The organism is Acidobacteriota bacterium, assembly GCA_016196035.1.
Lineage (GTDB): Bacteria > Acidobacteriota > Blastocatellia > RBC074 > RBC074 > JACPYM01.
In genome coordinates, this window is the sequence record JACPYM010000083.1 from 21559 (window position 1) to 44075 (window position 22517).

Consider the following 22517-nt stretch of genomic DNA (forward strand, 5'->3'; position numbering starts at 1 on the left):
ATGAGCACGCTTACTGAATCCGCAATCGTCCAATCCGGCAACAGGCCGCAATCCACAGTTGCGCCGAAGCTCTCGCTCTTCCTGCCCGTCTATAACGAAGAGGAAAACCTGCCGCGTTTGAACCAAAAGATTTTTGAAGCGATGGCGCAACTCGGCCAGACCTTCGAGGTGATTTATGTGGACGACGGCAGCAGTGACCGTAGTCTGGAATTGCTCAAACAGTTTGCCGACGCTGATGACCGTGTGCGCGTCGTGGCCTTCCGCCGCAACTACGGCCAGACGGCGGCGATGGCGGCGGGCATCCACGCGGCGCGCGGCGAGGTGCTCATCCCAATGGATGCCGATCTGCAAAACGATCCGGCGGACATCGCGCGGCTGCTGCAAAAACTGGAGGAGGGTTACGACGTGGTTTCGGGCTGGCGCAAAGACCGGCAGGACGCCTTCATCACGCGCACTTTCCCGTCGCGGCTGGCGAACGCCCTGATCTCGCGCATCGGCGGCGTGCCATTGCACGATTACGGCTGCTCGCTCAAAGCCTATCGCCGCGAAGTGCTCAAAGACGTACATCTGTATGGCGAGATGCATCGCTTTATTCCGATCTATGCCGCCTGGGTGGGCGGGCGCGTGACAGAGATTCCCGTCGCCCATTACGCGCGCACGGCAGGTGTTTCAAAATACGGCCTCTCGCGCACGATCAAAGTCGTGTTTGATCTGGTCACGATCAAGTTCATGGCGAGCTATCTGACCAAGCCGATTTATTTATTCGGCGGCGCGGGACTGATTTCCTTCATCGTCTCGGCGCTGGCGGGCGGGCTGGCCTTCTTGATGAAGTTCGCCAGTTGGCCGCACCACGCCGATTTCATTCAAACGCCCTTGCCGGTCGTGGCGCTGGTGCTGTTTGCGCTGGGCATCCAGTTTTTCCTGATGGGCTTGATCGCGGAGATGGTGGTGCGGACGTACCACGAATCGCAGGACAAGCCGATTTATACCGTGAAAGCGCGCTTTAACTTTGAGGATGATTAGATCGGTTTTCACATCAGTGTATGGGAAAAGTTGCGCAGCGGGACGGTACCGCGCGCGTCAGCAAGCGGAGCCTGGGCGGTTCGGCCAACAGCGTAAACTTGACACGCCGCTTGCTCACGCGCGCGGTACCGTCCCGGTACAACGCGCTCCTGTAAACGCAATTGCAAACCGGTCTAAGCCGTAATCAGCCCCAGCAATGAACCGGAATGCAACCATGTCCGAACTCGCCAATCCACACGACAAATTTTTCAAAGAACTCTTCGGCCAGCCCGACACGGCGGCGGATTTCATCAGCAATTACCTGCCCGCCGCAATCGTCGCGCTGCTCAATCTGCCAACGCTGACGCCGGAAAAGGGCAGTTTTATTGATGATGAATTGCGCGAACACTTTTCTGATTTGCTCTATCGCGTGCAACGCCGCGCGGGCGGCGAGCTTTTCATCTATCTGTTGTTTGAACACAAGAGCGCGCCGTCCGAAGCGGTCGCGTTTCAGTTGCTGCGTTATCAAGTGCGGTTTTGGGAACAGCACCTGGCGCAGGGCGCGCAGCACTTGCCGGTGATGCTGCCCATCGTGTTTTATCACGGCGCCGCGCGCTGGACAGCCGCGCCCAATTTGCATGCGCTGGTGGAATTGGTGGGAGCGGATGAATTGCGCCGTTATGTGCCGGAGTACGAATACCTGCTGTGCGATCTGTCAGCGTATCCGGCAAATGATTTGAAGGGCCAGGCCATCCTGCGCGTCGGTTTGGAAATCCTGAAATCCATCTTTGCGCCGCAATCGTCTGCACGACTGGCAGAATTGTTCGGCTTGTTGATTCAGGCGCAAGAACAAAGCGCGATAGAATTTCTGCGCACCGTGCTGCTATATTTGTCGCACGCGGGCGCGCGCACCACCCCCCGCGAACTAAAATTGGCGCTCAACCAGGCAATAGCACAACAGAGCGATCAAGGAGAACACGTCATGCAAACGATCTTCGATGAATATATTGATCTCGGCGTACAAAAAGGCTTGCAGGCTGGCCTCCAGCAAGGTCTTGAGCAAGGTCTTGAGCAAGGTCTTGAGCAAGGTCTTGAGCAAGGCATTCATCAAGGGCTGCTTTTGCTCACCTTGCGCCAGGTTCAGCATCGCTTCGGCCTTTTGACTGAAGAAGTCCGCACGCAAATCAACGCCTTCCCCACAGAGCGCTTGGAAATGCTGGGCGAGGCTTTACTCGACTTTCGCACGCCAGATGATTTGACGGAGTGGTTGCGCCGGCATGGCGGCGAGGCCGAAGTAAAACACTAACACCAGCCAACGAAGGGATGGGCGCGGATGTGCGGTATCATCGGTTACGTCAACACAGATCAGCAGCAACCCATTAACGAAGCGGTCGCGCGCGCGATGAACAGCGCCATTTTGCATCGCGGCCCCGATGACGAAGGCTTCTATTTCAACGGCCACGTCGCGCTCGGCATGCGGCGGCTTTCGATCATTGATCTGGCGGGCGGACAGCAGCCCATCTGCAACGAAGACCGTTCGGTCTGGGTCGTTTTCAACGGCGAGATTTACAACTTCCCCGCTTTGCGCCAACAGTTGCTGCAACGCGGCCACACGCTGCGCACGCAATCCGACACCGAAGTCATCGTGCATCTTTACGAAGAGTACGGCGACGAACTCGTGCAGCACCTGAACGGCATGTTCGGTTTTGCGTTGTGGGACACGCGCAAACAACGGCTGCTAGTCGCGCGCGACCGCATGGGCGAGAAGCCGCTCTATTTCACGCAAACCGGCGAAGCCTTTGTCTTCGCGTCGGAATTGAAAGCCCTGCTGCAACATCCGGCAGTCGAGCGCAAATTGAATCTGCTGGCGTTGCGCAAATATCTGCAATACGAATTCGTCCCCTCACCGCACACGATGATCGAAGGCGTGTGGAAGCTGCCACCTGCACACCGGCTGATTTTTGAGCACGGTCATTGGCGACAGGAACGTTACTGGCAGCTCAGCTACGAACAGGAACGCCTGCGCATCAGTGAAGAAGAAGCCCTGCTCGAAGTCCGCCGCCTGTTACGCGAGGCCGTGCGCATACGCCTGGTCGCCGATGTGCCGCTGGGCGTCCTGTTATCGGGCGGCATTGATTCGAGCGCGGTCACGGCGATGGCGGCGGAATCGGCGGTGGGCCGGGTCAAAACCTTCAGCATCGCCTTTGAAGAAAAATCGTTTGACGAATCTTCCTATGCACGCATGGTCGCCGAACACCTGGGCACGGAGCACTACGAACAGCGTTTCAGCGAACACGACATGCTCGACATCGTGCCCGAAATCCCGCGCCTGTTGGACGAACCGTTGGGCGATGCCTCGTTGATTCCGACGTTTCTGGTTTCGCGCTTTACCCGCGAACACGTCACAGTGGCGCTGGGCGGCGATGGCGGCGACGAATTGTTTGCGGGCTATCCGACCTATCTGGCGCATCGCATGACGGGCTATTACAACGCGCTGCCCACCTTCGTACGCAAAGGCTTGATCGAACCGGCGGTCGCGCGGCTGCCGGTTTCGACCAACAATCTGAGCTTCGATTTCAAAGCGAAACGCTTTATTAGCGGGGCTGGACTGCCCACAGGCATGCGCCATACGGTTTGGATGGGTTCGTATGACGCCGCCTTGCAACGCCAATTGCTGCATCCCGACATTATTGCCGCCTGTCCTGATGAAGCGGTGTTTGACGAAGTCAGCGACTACGACCAACCGGCTGGCGCCAACGGGCACGACGCAATTGAACAAATGATGAAGTTGGATGCGACGCATTACCTTTCCGAATGCGTCCTCTTCAAAGTAGACCGCGCCAGCATGGCCGCCTCGCTGGAAACGCGCGCACCGCTGTTGGATCACACTTTCATCGAATTCCTGACGCAATTGCCGCTGGATTTGAAGCTGCGCCGCTTCACCGGCAAATACATTTTGAAACAAGCCATGCGCGACCGGCTGCCACGCGCCGTGATTGATCGGCCCAAGAAAGGCTTCGGCATGCCCGTCGCCAAATGGGTCAAAGGCGAATTGCGCCCGCTGGTGCGTGACACCTTTGCGCCAGAAAGACTAGAACAACGCGGGCTGTTCAACCCGACGTTTGTGCAGCGGATGCTTGACGAACACGAACGCGGCGTGGCCGACCATCGCAAATTGATTTGGACGTTGTTGATGTTTGAACTCTGGCCGTTGTTGGAAACTTAGCCTACAATCGGCCCCGCCGTTTGCCAGGAGGGGTTATGAACAAGTTTCAAAAAGCAATCAACATTGCGCTGGCGTGTTTCATTGTGCTGCTTTTGCTTCTGGGTGAATGGAAAGAAACATTCATCTACGCAGCCCTGTTGCTCAGCAGTTGGTTAGGCCCAAAGGAACTGCAATTATCCAAGCCCGCCAAAGTCATTGGCTTTGGTCTCGCGTTTATTTTGCTAGCTTTCGGTTGTGTGTTTCTCTGGCAAGATTTGCGCAAACATTAGATCGGTTTGCAATTGCGTATACGGGGGCAGATGGCGCTGGTGCGGTACCGCGCGCGTGAGCAAGCGGTGCGACCAGCTTGTGCCATTGGCTGAACCGCCAAACCTCCGCTTGCTCACGCGCGCGGTACCGCACTGCTGCGCGGTTTTCCCGCACACTGAAGTGAAAACCGATCTAGCTGCAATGTTTTTTGTTTGTCAGGATTTGAGCAAGCCTTTTAACTTTGAACCGCTAAAACAACATGACCCAACCGAATAATTCACCCTGTGCCTTCATCCCCGCCGCCAGCGCACCGCCGAAATCCACCCTCCGCGATTACATCGAGCAAGGCTTGATCACCGTGATCATGGCCCTCTTCGGCATGACCTTTGTCGCCCAGGCGGTCGAAGTGCCGACCGGCTCGATGCAAAACACCATCAACATCGGCGATCACTTTTTCGTCAACAAATTCATCTTCGGCAAACGCAGCACGTGGCTGGGGCCGCTGCAACCATCACGCGAAATCCGGCGCGGCGATGTGATCGTCTTCAAACTGCCGAGCGATCCCAAAGTCAATTACGTCAAACGCGTGATTGGCCTGCCCGGCGATACGGTACAGGTGCGCGGGATGGCCGTGTTCGTCAATGGCAAGGAATTGCCCGAACAGCGGCTGAGCGTAGAGATGACCGGCAATTACAACGCGCGGTCGGCGCTCAAAGTGCTGAATACCGGCCCGGTGCCAGCCGGAGCGCACTACCAAACCTATCACGACCAGAACGACAGCGGGGCGGCGCACGCATACATGGAAAACAACGCCAAGTACGCCGTCAAAGAACCGTTCACCGTGCCGCCCGACAGCTATTTCGTGATGGGCGACAGCCGCGACAACAGCGTGGACAGCCGTTTCTGGGGCACCGTGCCGCGCAGCAACGTCATCGCCCACGCGCTCTATGTGCACTGGTCGTACAACCGCAACGATCCTGCGAATCGCGATTACGGCTTCCCACCGCTGAACGTGCTGCTCAACACACACTGGTGGCGGTCAGGCACGGCCATCAAATAAAGCTCTGCGCGAAGACACACGCAGCGGCACGAAGAAAACCCAATTCTCTTCGTGCCGCTGCGTGTGTCTTCGCGGAAGTTTTTATTCGTACCGCAGCGCCACCAGCGGATCCACTTTGGTCGCGCGGCGGGCTGGCAGCCAGCACGCCAGCAACGCCACGGCACAAAGCAGCAGCGGCACCAGCACAAACGTCAGCGGGTCGTTCGCGCCGATGCCGAAAACCAGACTCTTCATCAACCGCGTCAAGACCGCCGCACCCAGCAAGCCAAGCGCGACGCCGCCCAACACCAGCGTCATTCCCTGCCGCAACACCAGCCGCAACACATCGGACGGTCGCGCGCCCAGCGCCATCCGCACGCCGATTTCGGGCGTGTGCTGCGTGACGAAATACGAAAGCACGCCATACAGACCGAGCGCGGCCAGCAACAGCGCCAACACAGCAAATGACACCAGCAAGGTCATGCCGGTGCGGCGCATGGCCGACTCTCCGCTCAGGACTTCGGCGAGCGTCTGAATGTTGGCGACGGGTTGTTCGGGGTCAACAGCGTGGATGGCTGTGCGCACGGCGGCGGCCAGGGTGAGCGGTTCGACGCGGGTGCGCAGCACCAGATCGCGCGGCGTGAAAAAAGCGTGCGAGCGAACCTGGCGTTGCGGAAAATACATTTCCGGTTTGACCGCCACATCCATGCCCATCTGGCGCACATCGGCGACGACACCGACAATCGTCATCCAGGGGGTCTTTGCATCAGGCCCGCCGAGCTTGAAGCGTTTGCCCAGCGGTTCTTCGCCCGGCCAGTATTTTTGCGCCATCGTTTCGTTGACGATGACGACCGGCTGGGCCTGCTCGTGATCTCCGGCATTGAAATAGCGCCCGCTCTGCAAGGGGATGCCCAGCGTTTGCAGGTAATCCTCGGTCACCTGGCGGTGGTTTGCATTCCAATTGAAAATGTTCGGCCCACCCTGTTTGCCTTCGAGGGTCAGGCCGTTCGCGCCGCCTTTCCATTCCAACGGCACCGAGGTCGTGTACCCCGCCGAAACAACGCCGGGCAAAGCGCGCACGCGGTCGAGCACCTGGCTGTAAAACTGCACGCGTTTGGCGTGTTCGCCGTATTTGTAATCGGGCAGCACCGTGCGCGCGGTCAACACGCTTTCGGGTTGCAACACTGAATACTGGCCGTGCAAATGGTAAAGCGTTTGAATCAACAACCCCGCGCCGATCAACAGAATCAGCGCCAGCGCAACTTCGCCCACGACCAAGGCGTTGCGCAAACGGCGCTGGCCGCCCCCGCCGGCAAAGCCACCGGCGCGCCCGCCGCTCTGTTTGAGCGCGTCGTTGAGGTTGACGTGCGCGGCTTGCAAGGCGGGCACGAGACCGAACAGCACGCCCGCCGCCAGCGCCGCCAACAACGTAAAGAGCAGCACGCGCGGATTGAGTTGCAAACTGGCTTGCAAGACCAGCCCCGACGGAATCAGCCGTTGCAAAAATTCAAAGCTCCAGACGGCGCACAACACACCGAGCACTCCGCCCCCGCCCGCCAGCAGCAAACTTTCCGTCAGGAATTGCCGCACCAGCCGGAAGCGTCCGGCACCCAACGCGGCGCGCACGGCGATTTCACGTTGCCGTGCCGCCGCGCGCGCCAGCAACAGGCTGGCGATGTTGGCGCAGGCAATCAGCAGAACAAATCCGACGGCGACCACCAGCAACAGCAAGGCGCGTTGCACTTCGCCCGTGAACTCTTCGCGCAATGAAACGACGACGCTGCTCAACCCTTCGGCCAGGTTGGGATATTGCCGGGCGATGCGTTGGGTGATGGCGCTGATGTCGGCATCGGCCTGACTGACGGTGACGCCGGGTTTGAGCCGCGCGACCACATTCAGGTAATGGTTGTCGCGATTGGCTAATTCATCGGGGCTGAATCCCGCTGGCACCCACACGCGGATGTAACGGTCGCCGAACTGAAACCCGCGCGGCAACACGCCAATCACGCTGTATTTTTCGCCGTTCAGCAGAATCTCGCGGCCAATGATCGTGGATTCGCCGCCGTAACGGCTTTGCCAGAATTGATAGCTGAGCAACGCGACCTTGGCCGCACCGGGCTGGTCTTCGCCGGGCAGGAAGTTGCGGCCAAGAGCGGGCGACACACCCAGCAAAGGCAGGAAATTCGCCGTCACGCCAAAGGCTTGCAGCTTTTCCGGTTCGCCCTCGCCCGTCAGATTGAAGCTGCGGTAAGCAAGCGCGGCGACATCCTGAAAGACGTGATTCTGCGCCCGCCAATCGCTGTAATTGCCCGGCGCGGGCGTGTCGCGCGGGAAGCCGATGGCCGTAGAGTCTTCCCAAACCATGACCAATTGCTCGGCCTTATCATACGTCAGAGGCCGCAGCAGCACGGCGTCAATCAAGCTGAAAATCGCCGTATTCGCGCCGATGCCCAAGGCCAGCGTGCAGACGGCAATCAACGTAAAGCCGGGATGTTTCAATAACATGCGCGCGCCGAAGCGCAGGTCTTGCCAGAGTGTTTGCATATTCCTCCAAGTGGATGGCCGCGGATGGGCGCGGCCATCCACGGATCAGTCTTTGAACAAGCTGCGTTTATCTGCGCCCATCTGCGGCGCATCTCAGCAAAAAGTCAGCGTTTCGCCGTCGCCTCGCGATACGCGGCAGCGACGCCCGGCCCGGCGACATACTGACCGAACAGCAATTTCCTGACCGGCGATTCGCCCGCGAACTGACGGCGGAATTCGTCGAGTTTAACGCTCTTGCGCGCCTGCTCCAGCGTTTCACCGCGTGCGGCGGACGCCGTTGTCTGTTGTTGAATGGAGGCGAACAGCGCGGCCATTTGTTTGATGTAAACGTCATCGCGCAACACCGGGCCGTGGCCGGGCACGATGATGGCCGGTTGCAGCGCGCGTATCTTTTCGAGCGTCGCGCCCCATTCACCGACGTGCGACTGTTCGCCGCCGACCAACGGCACGGGCCAGACGACGAGGTCGCCGGTGATGACGATGTTTTCTTTGGGCAGATGCACGATCAGATCGCCCGCCGTGTGACCGCGTCCCAAGTGGCGAATGTCAATCACGCGCGGACCGCGATGCAACGTCAGGCGTTCCTCGACTGCAATGGTCGGCAGTGTCAATTGCGTTTGCGGCGCTTCGGCCAGCACCAAACCAACCAGGCGCAAATCGCTGTCGAGACTGGCGTGTTCTTCCCCTGTCAGTTCAGCGCCCGCGAGGTTCTTGTTCTGTTCGATCAGCTTGCGTAGTTCCGGCACAAACTGCGTCGCGCCTTCGACAAAGTTTTTGCGATTGACCTGGCCTTGATTCGACAAGTATGCGCGGTTGCGCGCGTGGCCAATGAATTCGACGTTGGGAAAGGCGGCGCGGTAGACGGGATCACCGATGATGTGGTCGTCGTGCCAGTGCGTGTTGATGACGTAGCGCACCGGCTTGTCGGTCAGTTTGCGCAAGGCCGCCAGTACTTCTTTGGTGATCGAAGGCGCGCCGTTGGCATCCACCACGATCACATCGTCGTCGTTGATGATGCAGACATTGTTAGCATCCACCATCAAACCGGGCAGGTCTTGGCGGATGACGGCGTAAACGCCTTCGGCCAGTTTTTGCACGGCGAAGTTGCGCGCCGGATTGGGCGGGTCAGGATTGGGGTGTGACGCGGGTGCCTGTTCCGCCTGCGCCAGCATGGCGGGCGGGAATTGTGGTGTGCCGGTGAACCAGCACAGAGAAAACGCGGCTGTCAGTATCCAGCAGCCAAACGGTCGCATCAAATTTTGCATACACTCCTTGCCTAGATGATGGGTGATACGGACAGGCGTGCGCAGTTGCAGGGTCGTGTTGCCATTAGCCACTGGCGTGCCAGGAAAGACGCATTGATAAGTGCTGCGCGACCGACGTTTGTTTGAAAAAGACTCTGTGGCAACGGGGCCGTTGGTGTTCGTTTGCGGGGAACGGCAATCCCAAAAGCGAACCCTGCTGAATTTGGCAAACGACCTGGGTGCGCGCCGCCTTCAGCGTCAGGGCTTTTGCAACCTCCTCAAAACATCCGCCCAAGACCTTTGACTGACTCCTGATTCCCGGTTCCTGATTCCTGACAAACTGAAAATCCCGGCTGATTTTCAGTTTGTCAGGAATCAGGAATCAGTCAAATCGTTCGAGCGCTCTCGTTGGCGACTTTGCAAAAGCCCTGCTTCCAGCATGCAAGCGTCAAATCAGCGCCTCTGGCCGACAGCGTCACCTGCCAAGCCCGCACGCTGGAAGCGGTGCGTACCCAGGTCGCGCAACCCCGCCAGATATTTTCAGCCGCCCGCCGCTTTCCACCTTGCAGACGTTCCCTCTTTCGACCAAACGCGCCATAATGCGCGGCGCCGAAACGTCTCCCTGCAAAACCAGAAAGGAAACACAACTGCTATGCGCTTACGCATTCTCTCGCTGGCGTTCATCTCGCTGTTGGCCGCGTCGTCCGCTGTTTGGGCGCAAACGCCGCAAAATACCGAAACCTATCCACAGCACCCCGATTCCGTAGCTCAACCGGACGTGCCCAAGGGCGAAGTGCTCAAATTCACCTTCGACAAATCCAAAATCTTCCCTGGCACCTGGCGCGAATACTGGGTCTACATTCCGGCCCAATACAAACCCGAACAACCCGCCTGCGTTTACGTCAATCAGGACGGCGTGCAATGGGGCGCGCCGGTCGTCTTCGACAATCTGATTCACAAGAAAGAAATGCCCGTCACCATCGGCGTCTTCGTGATGCACGGCAAAGTGCTGGCGGCGGATGGCAATACCGCGCTGGATCGTTTCAATCGCAGCTACGAATACGACGGCCTGGGCGACGCCTACGCGCGCTTCATTCTGGAAGAGATTTTGCCCGAGGTGGAAACGAAAAAGGCCAGTGATGGCCGTGTGATTCGCTTGTCAAAGAATGGCAACGACCGCGCCATCGGCGGTTCTTCGAGCGGCGCGATTGCGGCGTTCACGGCGGCCTGGGAACGTCCCGATGCGTTCAGCCGCGTGTTTAGCGCGATTGGCACATACGTCGGATTGCGCGGCGGCGACCGCTATTCCACGCTGCTGCGCAAATACGAACCGAAGCCGCTACGCGTCTTTTTGCAGGATGGGTCGAACGATCAAAACATTTACGCCGGGGATTGGTGGATGGCGAACCAAACGCTGGAACGCGCGCTGGCCTTTGCCGGTTACGACATCAATCACGTGTGGGGCGAAGGCCCGCACAGCGGACGGCATGGCACAGCGATTTTCCCCGACGTGATGCGCTGGCTGTGGAAGGATTGGCCCGCGCCCATCAAACCGGGCGTGAGCAAAAACAATACGCTCGCCGCCTTGCTCATCCCCGGCGAAGACTGGCAACTGGTGGGCGAAGGTTACAAATTCAGCGAAGGCCCGGTGGCCAACGCCAAAGGCGAAGTTTTCTTTGCCGATGGTTCGAGCAACAACATCTGGAAAGTCGCGCTGGATGGCAAGCTCAGCGAATTTGCCACCAACACGCAAGGCGCTTATGGCTTGGCGTTTGGCCCAGACGGCAAGCTTTATGCAGCGGCGGGCACGGCACAAAAAATCACGGCTTATGATCCGAGCGGGCAAGTGACGACGCTGACCGAAGGAGTGAAGATCAATGATCTCGTCGTCAGTCACAACGGCAACGTCTACGCCACCGACCCCAAAGGCTACGACCCGCAAAGCAATATCTGGCTGGTCAAGCCGAACGGCGAAAAGAAAATCGTAGACACAGGCCTGCGCTTTTCCAACGGCGTCACGCTTTCGCCCGACCAGACGTTGCTGTACGTCGCCGAAATGCGCACGCATTGGGTCTATAGCTACCAGATTCAAGCTGACGGAACGCTGGCGCACAAACAGCGCTATTACTGGCTGCACGTCGCCGATACCGCCGATGACAGCGGCGCGGACGGGATGCGCGTGGATCGCGAGGGGCGGCTGTACGTGGCAACGCGGCTCGGCATCCAGATTTGTGACCAGGCCGGGCGCGTCAACGCGATCATCCCGACGCCGAACGGCAAGCTCTCAAATCTCTGTTTTGGCGGCGCGAATGGTGACGTTTTGTATGCGACTTGTGGCGACAAGGTCTACAAGCGGAAGTTGAAGGTTAAAGGCGCCAATGCCTGGGATGTGCCGAACAAACCGGCAGCGCCACGGCTCTGACAAATCCTGGATGAGGTGCGGGGACTTTACCCGCACCCGTCCGCTCAAGGCGCGTGAAATGCGGTAAAGTCCCCGCACCACCCTTGCGTGAGTTTTAACCTGATTAGAATCGGGGCGGCAAATTAAGGTGCTGGCCCAGGCCTTAGTTTCTGCGGGCCGCAATCTGGCTGGCGGGAAAGTAGCCGGTTAACTGCTGAAATAGTTGCGGATAAACCCCACTTTTCAACCAAAAGCGAGGTTTCCTTTTCTAAACTGCTGAGAACAAAGTCGGTTACCCGATTCGGATGCACTACGGCGATTTTCCGCACCTGCCTTATGAAAACTAAAATTTCAGCCCTGTCATCACTTTAAGCCCTGCCCCTGAATTGGTGATTGACGCCGTATTCACGATGTTTTTAGTATGCATCTCGCGTTTCATCCCCTATTTATGCAGCTTTCGTGAGGCAGGTCGTAATGTCGCCAAGAGAAAATTCCCTGAAAACGGTCTTCGCCGACGCCTTCCGCCAGATCACTCAGCGGTCGGATATGCCGGAAATCCACGTCTCGTTTTACCCCTTCGCCGGGCTGAACCACACGATTCGGTTACGCAACCGGCGGATGTACGTGCGCGTTTCGGACTTGCTACAAGACGCCCCGCTCGAAGTGCATCGGGCCTTGGCGCACATCCTGGTCGCCAAACTGTTCAAAAAACGCATTACGCCGGAACACGACCAACGCTATCGCCAATATGCCTATCAACCCCAGGTGCTGCGCGCTTCGGATTTGGCGCGGCAAAAACGTGGTTACAAACGGGTCACGACGGCGCTGGGACGCACGCACAATCTGGACAAGTTATTCACCCGGCTCAACCGCCGTTACTTTGACAGCGAGTTGGCGAAACCCGTGCTGAGTTGGAGCCCGCGCCGCAGCAAAAGCATCTTGGGGCATCACGACTATTCGCACGACACGATCATCATCAGCCGCTGCCTGGATCAGGCTAACGTGCCCGAGTACGTTGTTGAATTCGTGCTCTACCACGAGATGCTGCACATGAAACATCAGCCGCGCGTGGTGAAAGGACGCCGCATTTATCACACCGCAGCCTTTCGCACTGATGAGAAGCGCTTCGCCAAGTTTGACGAGGCCATGAAATGGCTGGATGACATGGCCGAGCGCCGTTAGCATCAACCGGCATGGAAAAGAAAAAGGGTGAAGCGGTCATTTTGCTCAGCGCCGCTTCACCCTTTTCGTTTTTCACCGTATCATCCTCCCCAATCTATGCACATCGGAATTGACGCTCACGCCATCGGCGCACAACAGGGCGGCAACGAAACTTACATCAAGCAATTGATCACGGCGTTGGCCGAAATAGACGACACCAATCGCTATTCGCTCTATCTGGCCAATGCCCGGGCCGCCGTCGAATGGCGCACAGGGTTTGCGCGCGCGCATCCCAACTTCGCCATCCGGCAAATCCCGCCACCGACGCCGCTGGTACGCGTGCCGCTTTATCTGGCGTATGAGTTGCGCCGCCGCCCCGTGGATGTGCTACACGTGCAATACACCGCACCGCCGTTTTGCCCGGTGCCGGTGGTGGCGACAATCCACGATCTGGCCTTTGAGCATTTGCCTGAAACATTCACGCGCCGCGGGGCTTGGCAATTGCAACTCACGGTGCGCCGCACGGCCCAACGCGCCGCCCGCATCGCCACTGTTTCGGAATATTCGCGGCAGGATTTGCTGCGCACCTACAAGTTGCCGCCAGAGAAAGTCGCGGTCACTTACAATGGCATCGCAGCCCAATTCACACCCACGCCAGCAATGGCGGATGAAGCGGCACAGGTCAAAGCCCGCTACGGCATCACGCGCGACTTCATTCTGACCGTCGGCAGTTTGCAGCCGCGCAAGAATCTGGTGCGGCTGATACGGGCGTATGCTAAGTTGCGGGCGGAACAGTCCAACTTCACCCAGCAACTGGTGATCGTCGGGCGCAAGCTCTGGTTGCATCACGAAATTTTTGCCGAGGTCGCGCGCCAACCCTGGGCAGCGGATGTAATTCTGACCGGCTATGTCGCCGATGAAGAGTTGCCGCCGTTGTATCGCGCCGCAGCAGTCTTTGCCTATCCTTCGATTTTTGAAGGCTTCGGCCTGCCGCCGCTCGAAGCAATGGCTTGCGGCACACCCGTGGTCACGAGCAACAATTCCTGCTTGCCCGAAATCGTGGGCACAGCGGCGCTGTTGGTTGATCCTTTTGATGAAGCGGCCATCGCGAACGGTTTGCGGCGCGCATTGCAGGATGCAACATTGCAGACACAATTACGTGCTGATGGGCCTAGACGCGCGCAGCGCTTCACCTGGCGCGAGGCAGCGGAAAAAACCTTGCAGTTGTATCAAGCCAGTTTTGCGGAAAAACACAAATAGCCTTGAACCTCAACGCTCCAACTTGTGATCTCTGTGGCACTCGCGACAGCGAATTCGTGTTGGCAACCCCACGACTGGACGGCCCGCTGGTGCGTTGCCGCCGCTGCCAGTTGCATTTCGTCGTCAAGCCTGAACCTGCCACAGCGGTCGCAGCCACGCCGCCCATACAAACCGCTGGCGTACTCAACCTAGTACTCCATCAAGCTGAAAATGAGGGATGTAGGGCGGGATTAAATCCCGCCCTACATCTTGCTGGCGGCAGCCAGTCCGGCGTTTGACACGCGCGGCGTCGAAGCGGATGCGCAAACCAGCGCCGCCGCGCGCGCGCGCGGGTTGCGCTGCGTGACGGGGACGCTCTTTGACGCGCAATTGCCGTCAGAGCAGTTTGATGTCGCCCTGCTTTATCACGTGATCGAACACCTGCCCAGCCCGGTCGCCGCTGTGCGCGAATTGCGGCGCCTCGTCAAACCGGGCGGCTGGCTGGTGCTGGAAGCGCCGAACATTGAAACCATTTGGTTCCACCTGCTCGGCGCGCGCTGGCGGCAGTTCATCCCCGATCATCTGTTTTTCTTTGCCCCGGCGACCTTAACCCGCTTGTGCGAAGAGCATGGCTTCGCCGTGCGCGAAGTGCGCGCGGTGGGCAAGGCCATGAGCGTGCGCCTGTTTCTCAGCCGCTTGAGCCGCCTCAATCGCCCGCTGGCGGCGGTGCTGACCAAGCTTTGCCGGGTTGTTCGGATGGAAGACCGCACCTTGCACCTCAAGCTTGGCGATGTCATCCGGGTGTACGCACAACGCCGCTAAAGACCGGCGCGGATGCAGTTGGCGAAGAGGTTGAGCGCGGCGAATTTATTCTCGCACTGACACCGCTAGCAAATTCGCTGCGACCAAACCCGCTGCCTGCACTCAGTGAAAAGCCGCCGTCAATCCAGGTTTCGCATTCCAATTAGGCTTGGAGATGATACCGACCGTTTCAGCTTCCCACTGCAAAAGAAAGCGCTCCTGCTTGGCTTGCCCCCGTTTTTCAGAGGTACGCGCAAAATAGAGTTCGGCAATGAGCCGCGTCCCCAGCATCAGGTTCAAGGTTCCCGAACGCACGCGCGCCAGATAATTCTGGCGCTCCGGCAATTGCAATTCGCGGCGAATCAGGTTGATGAAGGATTCGCATTCGCCCGGCTCATCCTCAGACTGGGCGGCGTCGTGCAGGCGCCAAACGGCGTGGCCGAGTTCATGGAAAATGACCAGGCCAAGATCGAACGCTTTCAAAGCGAGTCCGTCGCCGCGCAATTGCTGAAAGTCTGCGAAATCCAACTGCAAAGGATAGGCGCTGATCCTGGCGCCCGTGCGGCGGCTCTCGAAATCAACGGCGGGCGCGAGCCGCGCGAAGGTCACGTTCCGTGAATGCTGATGAGATTCCAGGTCGTAGGCTGCGGTGCTCGTTAGCGCCGCCCACAACAAACGCCGCGCGGCGGCGGAACCGCCGCTAAAGACTGCCGGCTCCGGGCAAACCAGAAACGCCTCTTCATCAAAATACAAGCTCTGCCAGCCGGTCTTGTCACGCAGGCTTTGCAACACCTGTTGCAGTTGTTTGACCGACAACTGCTCAACGCCGGGCGCATTGCGCAACCCGGCGCGAAAGCGCGTATTGCCCGCGCACACGGCAACGTTCAAACACACGCACACACACATTCCGAAGACAGTACACACAGACGCTCTTCGCATTCCGTTCCCTCCTTCTCGCACTTTGTTGAACCGCCGGCAGGAGATGCTTGCAACGCAGCCGCACAGACAGTCCGGCTGACGTCGTGACATCCGCTACTACTGCGGTCAGCGGAGCAGAGTTCAACGAAAGAGCCTGAAACGCTGTGCAAACCCGCGCGCAAAGCCGCGAAAAAGCAGGCGCGGACGCGGCCTTTTGACGCGCAGCTTAGTTTGCCGGATCGCGCCGCTGGGCGAGTCAAGAAAGATGGAGGGAGTAATGCACTGAATGAAGGCTGGCAGCAAAAGACCAAAGCGGTTGGATGGGCGCGCGGCAAGCTGAAAGCATTTGCAAGTGGCGCGAACGGATGTTAGATGTCTGCTTACCGATATTCATTTTGAAATCCATCAATAGACCCAAATCGTTTTGAACCCGAACATCCCTTATCGCTACCTGATTGATCCTGAAGAAACGCGCACGCTGCTGGCGGATTTTGCCGGGCAGGAAATCATCGGCCTCGACACCGAGACCTTTTATGATTTCCGCACGCAAGAAAACCGGTTAAGTCTGCTGCAACTGGCGGCGCCCAACGGCGCGGTGGTCGTCGTGGATGCCCTCGCCGCCGGCATTGAAGCCGCCCGCGACCTGATCGAGAATCCACAAATCGTGCTGGCCGCGCATAATGCGCGTTTCGATGATGGCATCTTGCGCGGCTCGGGCTTCGAGCCTGCCGGGTTTGTTGACACCTTGCGGTTGGCGCGGCGCACCTTGCGCCTGCAATCGTATGGCTTGGCCTCGGTGGCGGATCACCTGTTTGGCATGACGCTCGATAAGAGCCACCAGCGTAGCGATTGGCGCAAACGTCCGCTCTCACGTGCGCAACTCGACTATGCGGCACTCGACGCACAGGCCGCCTTGCAGGTCTTCCAGACACTGACTGACCGGCTAAAGTCGCAAGGGCGCCTCGAAAGCGAACTCAAACGCGCACGCCTCAAACGCAAGGGCGAAGAAGAAGAACCAAAACCCACTGCCAAACCGCGCGGCCCGGAATTGCGTCCGTTGACTGGCGAAGAACGCATTATCTATGAACGGCTCAGCACGTGGCGCGAGGTCGAGGCCAAACGCGCGCGGCTGCCGCTGTATATGATCTGTTACGACAAGACCCTGGAACAGCTTGCCATCACCCGCCCCCGCACGCTGGCTGATCTCGATCCGATTTATGGCTTAGGTCCGGCGCGCATCGCCAAGTACGGCGAGCAACTACTGGCCTGCTTGTCCTAGAATTAGAATGCCGAGCCTGCTTGTCTTCGAGGTCTAATTTAGCGCCCCGTCTGCATCATCACGACCCATCAGCAAGTTTCTGTAAACATTTTTCCCGGAATTGTATTGACAGCCCAACAACCATTCGTTAAGTTGCGCCTGCGACTCAACAATCAATTTTCATAAACATACGCAACGCACAGGATTCGGGCGAGCCTGTCTTAAGTCTGTTCGTTTGGTTGCTGAAAGATTGATTGAAATGACTGCTCACCAAATCCTAGCGAGCAAGACTACACACAAAGCGGGCTGTTGGTCATTCAATAAACAGGTGACGTCATCAGAAAAAGTAGGGCGGATATGCTTGGCATAGCGGCAAGCTCGCCAAGTTCCTCTTTACATTACCGCTGGATAACTCCCTCTAAATTATCCGTACAACTTTTGTAGATCGGCTGGCTGAAAGTGCTTGTAAAAGCGCGGTGTGGCACAGCCAGCCAATTGAGTCTTGCCTCACTAGGCGGTTAGCGCGGGCCGCCAAACATCAACAGTTTGAGATCGGTTGCTGAGCAGTTCAGAAGCGCACTCGCTTCTCGTTTTCTCCCTTGGGAGTGTTGCTTTCCCTGCCGCAGCAGTGGGCATTTTCTGGTTTTGGAGGCCGCATTCTGCTGCTTGCGCTTGCTCCAAAACTACTTTCCGCTAGACGTCCCGTAACCCACGCAGATCAAGAAAGGAGTTCGTCGTAATGTTAGCTTTGGTAAACGCCCCCGCAACTCCGCTACGTTTAACATCGGTTGTCCCCCCAACGGTGTCCTATATCCGTATTCACAGAGAATACCCACAGGAAACGACGCTCAGCACACCCTCTTGTGCGCCGCTGGTGCAACACGAGTTGTTAAAAGCCGTGCGTCACCGGCAACCGGAATTGTATCTGCGTGCCAGCCGCGAATTGGGTCTGACACTGGAACGCACCCAGGCAATCGTGCAACAACGCCTCCCCATCATTAGCGCCGCGCGGGTCATTAAACTGGCGCGCATGGTGGCAAGCGAACCGGAAGGACGTGACGTTTTTGGTGAAGCAGGCCAAGCCCTGTTTGCGCCGCTCTCGCAGGAAATCAATCGTTCGGTCAAATTCGCCGTCCGCCATATGCCCCGCTCGCTACGCTTCAGACTGGCCCTCACGGCGGCACGGCGTCTCAGTGAGCGGTTCGCAGGCAGCACCAATCAAATTCTGGTGACGCAACATGAACAAGGCCTCTATTTGACCCTGCGCGATGCGGTTTTCTCCGACCGCATGGAAACGCTGGTGGGTGCGCATTACTACTACCGCAAAATCCTGGAAACGATGTTGCAGCAATTTGCCCACCTTGATTGCGAAATTCAGGAAGTGCGCCGCCCACGCCTGCACCTGCATCAATGTAACTTCCGCATCAACTTTTGACGCGCAGGCAACCGCCCTGACACCTCGACGGTTTAGCGCGAAGCCGGGCTTTGCACTCAACCGTTTTTACCTTCTGCCTAACCAAAGGAAGATTTCTTTTGGCGTGTCTTACTGGGCAGCGAAAATCCAAACAAACAACGGTCGAGCATCATCCTTCAGGCTTCCAATCAAGCTCTTATCCACCGAACATAAAACGCCTTCGATTCGGTAAAACCAAGTCACAAAATCAATCCGAAAATTTGCACTGAAATTCATTTTTTTGAACAGGTTAGAGCCAGCAACAACCGTGACTTAGGTGATAACTCTAAGTTTGGAATACCTTTGCCGCGCAGCGTTTATTTTACATCTTGTTGGAATGCCACTTGCCAGCTACCAGACTCCGCAGGAGTGATCCACAATTTAGACAGTGATTGCGCATCTTCACCATAAATTTATCAGTTAGACATATCACGGCATAAAACTCATTCGCGGTTATCTTGTTGAAGATGGTCATTGCACTAAATTGAATGAACCGTGATCGGTCAAGCGTTGCGGGCAACTGACACCACAACGTCTTAATTAACCCCAACTACAAAGGAGTTTCCCACTATGAAACCAACATTTTTGGCCAAGAGGACGCTGGGATTTTTCAGCCTCTTGCTCGGCGCTGCCGTGTTGGTCTTCGCGTCATCAATCGCGCTGGCGCAAGAGAACACGGGGAGCGTTACTGGTACGGTCAAAGATTCGGCTGGCGCTTCGGTGCCGGGGGCGAAAGTAACGCTCTCAGGTCCTGGCTTGGTGCGCTCGCTGGATGCAACGAGCGGCAAGGATGGTAGCTTCATTTTCCCGAAGGTACCTTCCGGCGTCTACAACGTCACCGTCAGCCAGACTGGCTTCAAAACTGTCAAAAACGAAGACGTGATGGTTGTCCTCGGACAAGCTTCCAACGTTGACGTAGCGCTTTCGGCGGGTGCGGTGACCGAATCGGTCACGGTGAGTGCGGGTTCGGACATCATTGACGTGACTTCTAGCAAGGCTGCTACCAACATCACCGAACAGTTCGTTGACAACACGCCGAAAGGCCGCCAGTTCCACTCGTTGCTGGTTGTCGCCCCGGGCGTGCGGCCCGAACCCAAATCCGGCAACTTCGGCGTTGGCGGTTTCCAGATCAACGGCGCGAGCGGTTCGGAAAACACCTTCGTCGTGGACGGCGTGGATGTTTCTGACGTGCGTCGTGGCGCGCTGCGTGCCAATGACTCGCTGCCCTTCGAGTTTGTTCGTGAAGTGCAGGTCAAGACCGCCGGTTTCGAAGCGGAATACACCGGCACGCTGGGCGGCGTGATCAACGTCGTCAGCAAGAGCGGTTCGGACGAGTTTCATGGTGACGGCTGGCTGCAAATGAACGGTGCCGCGTTGAACTCGGCACCGCGTGGTAGATGGCAAAACACTGCGGCTGACCCGACCAAAAACGAATTCTTCCGCCAGCGCGAAGATGAGTACCGCACCTTCTTCCCAGGCTTTGCCTTCAGCGGGCCGCTGATCAAACAGCGCTTGAATTTCTTCACGGGGTATACGGCCGATTTGTTCCGTGCCGAGCGCACTACTCCCTTCCTGGTGGGAACGAAGACGACGACGCAACGGCAGATTTCCCATCGCGGTGTCGCGCGTGTTGACTATGCGCCAACGCAAAAACTCCAGATCAACACTTCTTACTTCTGGAACCCGGTCAAACGCATTGGCGACTTGTCCGGTACTGACCCGCGCATTTCCCCAGGCAGCACTGATTTCTCGATCCGCGGTGGTTATGTGCCAGCGTCCAACTACACGGCTTCGGGCACCTATACGGTCAATTCACATTTGATCCTGGAAGCTCGTTACGGCTACAAGTATCTGAATGATAAGGACGGGAATTACGGTATCTCCGGCAGTCCCTATCTTATTTGGAGTGCTTCAGCAGCGCCGGGAACTGGGACCAATCCGCCACCTGTGGTGGCGGCGGGTAAGCTGACGCAAGCTCAGTATGATCAGATTCCGGTGGCGTACCGCCAGGCATCTGGCTTTACAAACGTTGCGACCACCTTAGCGATTCAACGCGACATCACGACACGTCACAATGTCTACTTGAATGCCAACTACTTGACGAACATCTTCGGTCAGCGTCACAGCTTCAAGGGCGGCTATGCTTTGAACCGCCTGAAGAATGATGTGAAAGACGACTATACCAATGGCCGCTTCCAGATTCTCTGGGGTGAAGCCATCAGCCGTGGCAGCGTTCAAGGCGTGCGTGGCACCTATGGCTATTACATCTGGCGCGATGGCGTTCGTCACGATTCTCAGGTCACCAGCCGGAACCAGGGCTTCTATGTCCAGGATAGCTGGCAGGTGGCAAAGAACGTCACGTTGAACCTCGGAATTCGTCTCGAAAACGAATTCCTGCCGCCTTACGCCAAAGTAGTCAACGGCAATAAAGTTCCGAATCCGATCAGCTTCGGCTGGGGCGATAAAGTCGCTCCTCTCATCGGTGGCGCGTGGGATGTGTTGGGCAATGGCAAATGGAAAGTCAGCGCCAGTTACGGCCAATACTACGATTTGATGAAGTATGAATTGGCGCGTGGCTCCTTCGGTGGTGACTATTGGCACGATCATTACTATCGCCTGAACGATACCGATCTCTCTAAGTTGTCACTGGCAACTCCGTCCGCTTTGGCAGGCGGCACGACCCAAGTGCTGGACGTTGACAACCGCACGGTGCCGATCAACGCCCAGGGACAACTCGACGGAATTGACCCGGCGATCAAGCCGATGTCTACCCGCCAATACTCCGTTGGTCTCGATCACGAGATCAAGCCAGGTATGGTCTTCAACGTGCGCTATACCCGCAACCGTCTGGTGCGTGGCATTGAAGACATCGGCGTGTTAGACGCTCAGGAAAACGAAGTTTACACGATTGGCAACCCTGGCTTCGGTCAAACGGATGCCAAGAAGTACACCACGGCGAGCGGTGTACCGCTGACTCCGAAAGCGGTGCGTAACTACGACGGCGTCGAGTTCCGCTTGGATGGCCGTTTTAGCGAAGGTTACCTGAAGCGCTTGAACTACAACGCTTCATACACCTATAGCCGGTTGTACGGTAACTGGCCTGGCTTGGCGAACTCAGACGAGAATGGCCGTTCAGACCCGAATGTGAGCCGTGCGTTTGACCTTGCGCCGGGTAACTTCACCTCGAAGGGACAGAACGCGATTGGCTTGCTGCCGACCGATCGTCCGCACACCTTCAAGCTGTTCCTGAACTACGCACAGCCCTGGGGCGGCAAGTCTGGTGAAACGCTGTTCTCGCTCAATCAGGTTGCCTACAGCGGCACACCGTTCACTTCCGCCGCTTTGTTCATCGTGCCGGTCTTTTACAACGACCGTGGCGATCTAGGCCGTAGCCCGGCGTACACGCAAACCGACTTTTTGGTCGCACACACGATCAATCTGAGCGAGCGCGTAAAGATGAAGTTTGACGCGAACATCACCAACCTGTTCAACCAGGCTGCCGTGATCAACATTGACCCAACGTTTAACCGCACCGGTGACCTCCACGGATCTCTTTCAACAGAAGCCTTTTATAAAGGTGGTTGGGACGTCACTAAGCTGGTGAACCCGGTTAATGGTGTGGCTCCAGCCAAGAGCGCCAACTACGGATTCCCGAACACTTATCAGGGTATCCGCGATGTCCGTCTTGGTTTGCGTGTCCAGTTCTAAGTTTTATCTGTACAAAGGCATTATAGCCTTGTATGAATAACAACTAGGGGCTGCTCATCTAATAGATGAGCAGCCCAATTTCATTTTATGCGTCCTACTAAAATAGGATACTTGAAAATTCTCATTGTTTTTATTGTACTTGATTAGCGGCTCGCTTTGATTTTGCCGATTGTGTGTTGAGAGTGTGGTAGTTGAATTTAGCTTTAGGACGTATTTACCGAGGCAAGCTGTTGTGGCAATGAGGTCGCAATCAGGTGGGTCAGTTTTTCCAGCA

The 22517-nt window shown here is 57.3% G+C and carries 15 protein-coding genes; 12 read left to right on the forward strand and 3 right to left on the reverse strand.

The features are described 5' to 3' along the window. The 5 genes from HY011_24095 (at position 1) to lepB (ending at position 5537) form a co-directional block, all read left to right on the forward strand. On the forward strand, positions 1 to 1023 hold the full coding sequence (locus tag HY011_24095; GenBank protein ID MBI3426024.1) for a glycosyltransferase family 2 protein: 1023 nt from the start codon (positions 1 to 3) through the stop codon (positions 1021 to 1023). Between the two features lie 196 nt (positions 1024 to 1219). Beyond that, on the forward strand, positions 1220 to 2308 hold the full coding sequence (locus HY011_24100) for an Rpn family recombination-promoting nuclease/putative transposase (GenBank protein ID MBI3426025.1): 1089 nt from the start codon (positions 1220 to 1222) through the stop codon (positions 2306 to 2308). A 27-nt stretch (positions 2309 to 2335) separates the two neighbouring features. Further along, the gene (asnB, locus tag HY011_24105) at positions 2336 to 4228 is read left to right on the forward strand and encodes an asparagine synthase (glutamine-hydrolyzing) (protein ID MBI3426026.1); all 1893 of its coding nucleotides are present in this window, start codon (positions 2336 to 2338) and stop codon (positions 4226 to 4228) included. Between the two features lie 35 nt (positions 4229 to 4263). After that, positions 4264 to 4497 carry a hypothetical protein gene (locus HY011_24110; GenBank protein ID MBI3426027.1) on the forward strand — a complete coding sequence of 78 codons (234 nt, stop codon included), beginning with the start codon at positions 4264 to 4266 and terminating at the stop codon, positions 4495 to 4497. A gap of 239 nt (positions 4498 to 4736) precedes the next feature. Next, complete coding sequence (gene lepB, locus HY011_24115) at positions 4737 to 5537, forward strand: signal peptidase I (protein MBI3426028.1); 801 nt, start codon at positions 4737 to 4739, stop codon at positions 5535 to 5537. Positions 5538 to 5618: 81 nt separating this feature from the next. Here lepB and HY011_24120 read toward each other — a convergent pair whose 3' ends face one another. Beyond that, positions 5619 to 8060 (reverse strand): ABC transporter permease, encoded by a 2442-nt coding sequence (locus HY011_24120; GenBank protein MBI3426029.1) that lies wholly within the window; start codon positions 8058 to 8060, stop codon positions 5619 to 5621. Between the two features lie 104 nt (positions 8061 to 8164). Then, positions 8165 to 9325 (reverse strand): MBL fold metallo-hydrolase, encoded by a 1161-nt coding sequence (locus HY011_24125; protein MBI3426030.1) that lies wholly within the window; start codon positions 9323 to 9325, stop codon positions 8165 to 8167. Between the two features lie 631 nt (positions 9326 to 9956). Between HY011_24125 and HY011_24130 the strand changes: the two genes are divergently transcribed. The 4 genes from HY011_24130 (at position 9957) to HY011_24145 (ending at position 14927) form a co-directional block, all read left to right on the forward strand. Then, positions 9957 to 11726 carry an SMP-30/gluconolactonase/LRE family protein gene (locus HY011_24130; GenBank protein ID MBI3426031.1) on the forward strand — a complete coding sequence of 590 codons (1770 nt, stop codon included), beginning with the start codon at positions 9957 to 9959 and terminating at the stop codon, positions 11724 to 11726. A gap of 453 nt (positions 11727 to 12179) precedes the next feature. After that, the gene (locus HY011_24135) at positions 12180 to 12887 is read left to right on the forward strand and encodes a M48 family peptidase (GenBank protein MBI3426032.1); all 708 of its coding nucleotides are present in this window, start codon (positions 12180 to 12182) and stop codon (positions 12885 to 12887) included. Positions 12888 to 12983: 96 nt separating this feature from the next. Further along, on the forward strand, positions 12984 to 14126 hold the full coding sequence (locus tag HY011_24140; GenBank protein MBI3426033.1) for a glycosyltransferase family 4 protein: 1143 nt from the start codon (positions 12984 to 12986) through the stop codon (positions 14124 to 14126). A 249-nt stretch (positions 14127 to 14375) separates the two neighbouring features. Next, entirely contained in the window at positions 14376 to 14927 is a 552-nt protein-coding gene (locus HY011_24145; GenBank protein ID MBI3426034.1) for a class I SAM-dependent methyltransferase, read from the forward strand. Positions 14928 to 15029: 102 nt separating this feature from the next. Here the strand turns inward: HY011_24145 and HY011_24150 are convergent, their stop codons facing one another. Next, the gene (locus tag HY011_24150; GenBank protein MBI3426035.1) at positions 15030 to 15845 is read right to left on the reverse strand and encodes a hypothetical protein; all 816 of its coding nucleotides are present in this window, start codon (positions 15843 to 15845) and stop codon (positions 15030 to 15032) included. 403 nt (positions 15846 to 16248) lie between these two features. Here HY011_24150 and HY011_24155 point away from each other — a divergent pair, with 403 nt between their 5' ends. The 3 genes from HY011_24155 to HY011_24165 all read left to right on the forward strand — a co-directional run bounded on the left by HY011_24155 (position 16249) and on the right by HY011_24165 (position 22243). Next, positions 16249 to 17103, forward strand: a complete 855-nt coding sequence (locus HY011_24155; GenBank protein ID MBI3426036.1) for an HRDC domain-containing protein — start codon at positions 16249 to 16251, stop codon at positions 17101 to 17103. Between the two features lie 718 nt (positions 17104 to 17821). Further along, entirely contained in the window at positions 17822 to 18517 is a 696-nt protein-coding gene (locus tag HY011_24160; protein ID MBI3426037.1) for a hypothetical protein, read from the forward strand. Positions 18518 to 19105: 588 nt separating this feature from the next. After that, positions 19106 to 22243, forward strand: coding sequence for a TonB-dependent receptor (locus HY011_24165; GenBank protein MBI3426038.1), 3138 nt, complete (start codon positions 19106 to 19108; stop codon positions 22241 to 22243). The last annotated feature ends 274 nt before the right edge of the window (positions 22244 to 22517 follow it).